The 4,276-nt window shown below is 39.9% G+C and carries 3 protein-coding genes; 1 reads left to right on the top strand and 2 read right to left on the bottom strand.

The features are described from left to right. The first annotated feature begins 424 nt into the window (after positions 1–424). Entirely contained in the window at positions 425–781 is a 357-nt protein-coding gene (locus RBB63_RS23535) for a hypothetical protein (RefSeq protein WP_309387885.1), read from the top strand. On the opposite strand, the gene RBB63_RS23530 is transcribed toward RBB63_RS23535, so the two are convergent. Further along, positions 758–2,017, bottom strand: coding sequence for a hypothetical protein (locus RBB63_RS23530; protein ID WP_309387883.1), 1,260 nt, complete (start codon positions 2,015–2,017; stop codon positions 758–760). The two genes, RBB63_RS23535 and RBB63_RS23530, sit on opposite strands and share 24 nt — an antisense overlap. 37 nt (positions 2,018–2,054) lie before the next feature. Then, complete coding sequence (locus RBB63_RS23525; protein ID WP_309387882.1) at positions 2,055–4,067, bottom strand: hypothetical protein; 2,013 nt, start codon at positions 4,065–4,067, stop codon at positions 2,055–2,057. Between the last annotated feature and the right edge of the window lie 209 nt (positions 4,068–4,276).

Genomic DNA, 4,276 nt, shown 5'->3' with positions numbered 1-4,276 from the left:
GAGTGATTCAAGGGGTGCGATTAACGCTGACTAAATGACTGATCTTATTGAATATCTATCCTGATTTGGCGCACCCGAGAGGATTCGAACCCAAAGCCACGAGCGTTGGCAAACCGGTCATTCTATGGTATCAGTCGCACCCCGATTCTGCTGCTAGTGTAGCACATCTGTGTAGCAAAGCAGGCAAAATCTTTAAGTCATGTGTGTAACTGACTGGATTCTTTGCCGGGTTAAAGCACAACCTAGATAGTTTCCATGAATTACGAATATAATCAAGGGTAGTGGCATTGAGCTGTAACAGTAATGTGTCTTTAAATTATGGCCAAAAGATAAGCCTTATGCGCTACGAAAAGCATTTGACAACAATAATATAATTTATTATAATGTAGCTTTATGTTCAAGCGAAAAGATTGGTTCATTATTAATGATAAATTCTCACGAAAGCAAAAATAGCTTCACAAATAAATTTCTGGATGCCATTGAACTATTTGCATTTGGAAGAGACTTGGCGGATTGGAGTGCTTCGCATCGCAGTTATCTTAAATGCAAGTATCGATATACTCCCGAGGAGGGAGAGCGAGAAATTCGATCTGACCGCATAAGTAATGCCATGGTTAGCATACCGTTAGCCTTAGTTAAGCTTTCAGCAATTGCTATCGCTGTTGCTAGCACAACATATGTGATTTATGCGCTGAACCAATCGAGTGAGGAAAATGATCAAGGAACTGGAGATAACCAAACAACTAGGGTGGACAGCTTAATTTCTGATCGAGACCGTTAAACCAGTAATGAACATTGTGACAAAAAACCATCCTAATACCTTCAATAAATGCCTAGTGAAATCGACACAGTCAAGGTAGTCAATGTTCACGCCAAGTAGCTTTATATCATGGATTTCGTCTTCCTTAAACGGTGGCTTTCCGATATCCCAAAATTCTTGGACACCAAAATCAATTAACGGTATCATGACATCTAGGGTATAAAAGAATGACCCAAAGTTTTCATAATCAGGCACCTCGCTTGATTCTTTCAAGAAATACTCGCGACCTATTGAAGGATCAATATCTACGTGATCCGCATCTTGTAGTTTTACGTAATACTCTTGGAAATCGCTTGAAGCATTATCGTTCACTTGAGTACTTTCGCGCGTTAGTAGCGGATCAAGGGCAAAACCACCATCGAGCGGGGCAACTCCCTGGTTATATGAAAAACTGTATGTAGGCCGTATGTAACCTGCCTCTTTGACTAAACTAAATACAAATGTCGATATAAGAGAAACAAATATGAGATGGTATAAGCACCTGACTGGGCGGTGCCCGTATGAAAAAAATGGCAGTATTGATTCACTCCAAATATAATTGCGAATCCAATCTAAGTCCATCTTTCTGCTGAGAGCGCCAGCCTTGATCTCTAAATCTCCATCGCTCAGATCATATTTAGAAATTCCTTTGACGAGATGCTTTTTAAACAAATAGCTTCGAAGCAATGCAATAAATGAATATGAAAAATACAGCGCTGAAAGGCTCAGGAAAATAACAAAAACTAAAAGAAAATCGGCTTGCACGTGGAATTTCTTGAAATCTTCAATTATGCTAAAAATGTCCCTATAAAAATTATCAAAGTAGAAGATTGATATAAAGTAAAACACTATCATGGCGAAAAACGAAGCCACTGAAAAAGCGATGAAATCATGGATGAGCATTTTCCTTACAGTCGGGATCGTTTTTTTTCGACTTCTACCTATGGCGCTTAGTAGCATCAATCTAAACAGGACGGAGTAATCTCTGCACGAGAATATAATCGCTCGATCTATAGATAAGTCGCGTGAGATTTCCTCATGACCATCTGCTTTAAGAAGATTTGCCAAGTAAGTGTAGGGCCTACTCTTTAATTCCCAGAAGCTTTGTGCTCTCAGAAATTCGCGATAACTCTCTAAGTCTACTTTATGAGTAGTAATGTTATCGAATTTAAACCTATCAAGATTCATTGTTCCCGGTTTTATTTTCTCTGGGAGCACGATCTTCGAGCACTTGCAATTCTCTAGTGATAACCTGTCAATTTCCATGCCTACTGCTTTTCGTAAGTATTAATTGTCCAAGGACCTTGGCTCCATCTAAAGTTAAGCCGCCACATATGCAAGCGTGCTTTATGCTTTCTGATTTTAAATTACAATGCTTTGGGTAATAATGATTAAAGTATATAACGCTATTCAAGGAAATCGATTGCACATCGTTTCGATAAAGGAATATACTTCCTGAGACGTCTACAAGATCCAATTCCAAGGCCCAATCATTTGTTAATAAGCATAGTTCATTGCGACTAATATTCGCAATGTCATTGCAGGCTAAACCGACAATTTTTTCCAAGTAGTCAACCATTGAACTGGTATAATGATTTAAGTCAGTATTATCGAATGGTGAACTTATAGAGAAGATTGAATTATATGCGTGTACTGATGCGCCAATCTTTGCGTTACTAAATCGCACATTGCCGAGGGCAACAAATCCCCGGGAGAACCGCAACTCACGTCCTATGGAAATGCCTTGAGCATCAATTGCTCCAGGTCGTACTCTTTTATTTAAACTTATACTTCCAGGATCTTTAACCGCAAATACTTTTGATGATCCTAGCTGTAATCGTCCACCGATTCTGGATCGAGCAATTCGAATCGATCCAATATAAATTGAATCATCAATCGATAAGAAATTTTTTTCAACTGTAATTGAAGCGGCATCAAGTGCCAATGCATGCTTAGACTGATATATTAAACTGTCGTCACTTTTTACAAAGCATGCATTGCTTATGACAACCCGTCCGCTTATTTCAGATCCCGAGATGATGAAAGTTCCGCAGGACAGGAAGTAATGGTTGTATCTAGTGCTACTCTCTTGCGAACATGTATCATTTTTTTCTTTTGAATCGAGAATTTTCTTTGAATCGATAGAGTTGAAAGTTCGCAAGTCAGAGGATAGATAAATGCTGCCTCCAACTTTCATGTTAAAGCCATCGAAGCTTCCAAACGAGTAATGGCTCTGGAATCCCAGTAAAGCGATTGCCTGTTTTAGGTAGGTTAATTGAACTGATGAAACTTGGTCATTTTTAATTCCGGTAAATCCTATTTCATACAACCTCGATCCAGAAAAAGTTATAGAATTGCCCACAACAACCTGCGCAAATCTGATTGTTCCATGCGATATGAATCCTCTATCAAAAAAGACGCTTCCATCAATTCTGGAGCCGTAGAAATCGGCGCTAAGGACTATTTTTCTGTATTTATATTTTAAAGATGAGGCTTCTTTTTCGCTTATCACACCTGACTTACTAGCACGGATAAAGTTTCTAACTGGTCCGTGGTCTTGGTCTTCATATCTACACTTGAATTCTGAGAATAGGAAGTTGCCCAAGGCGGAAGATGGGATAAATGAGAGTGATTCGCCCTTTCCCCGATAACACCGACCTGCTTGTATTCTACCTCCAGAAAAAAAGATATCCCCGCCAATTTTTGTTTTCTGAAAGTTTAAAAGTCCTTTTGCAGCAAATCTATTTTGAAGTACACTTGTGGAATCACCGCTCGCATTCAATTTGAGCGATCCTCCGATAGTGGAACCACGGGCATCAATTGAACCGTATGTTCGAATGTGCTTTGCTACTCCGGAATAGGATTCACCAGCGTCATCATCCGCAGAACTTCCAAAAAAAATTCCACCTGTAAAGACTAAATCGCCTGTCACATCTGCATTCACCAGCCAAATTGTCCCATATGCGATAAAAGGTTTCTCCAGCCCAGAATAAAATAACAAATCACCTTTTACCTTTATGCAGTCTGTTCTTATCGCATGCATTTCGCAGCTACTAAAAGATAGTGTCTTCCATTTAGAATAGCGCAGATCCAGGTGGCGCAAAAATTTGCAAGAATTAAAGCAAACTGGAAATGGAACGTTGATTCCTGCTAATTGGAGCTTTTCGTGAAACTCAATATTTCCGATTATTAACTCCCCGGCACGATCGCCATTCAGGGCATGGATGGTAATGCGTTCTATCAATTTATCTGATGTCCAAATCTCCATACTAACGAATTTTTAAGAAATACGACACCGATTGAGGGAACAGCTCAGAAATCGTTTTGAGGGTAATCGTTACCGTTCCCGCTCGATATCCCGCGACTGCGTTTTATTGCGCTGCAGAGATGCGGATGGAGCCGCCTTGGATGGGGTGCTCCTGATCTGCTCCAACACCTTGGACGAAACTTTCTCTGAAATGGGTTGGTCGAACCCAC

The organism is Cerasicoccus frondis (assembly GCA_031296915.1).
Classification (GTDB): Bacteria; Verrucomicrobiota; Verrucomicrobiia; order Opitutales; family Cerasicoccaceae; genus Cerasicoccus; species Cerasicoccus frondis.
Note: the sequence above shows the minus strand (reverse complement) of the source record. Positions and strands in the feature narration are given on the sequence as shown.

Excerpts from the sequence above, each read along its gene's own strand:
- RBB63_RS23535 (WP_309387885.1), top strand. The coding sequence starts at position 425 with ATGATAAATTCTCACGAAAGCAAAAATAGCTTCACAAATAAATTTCTG.
- RBB63_RS23525 (WP_309387882.1), bottom strand. The coding sequence starts at position 4,067 with ATGGAGATTTGGACATCAGATAAATTGATAGAACGCATTACCATCCAT.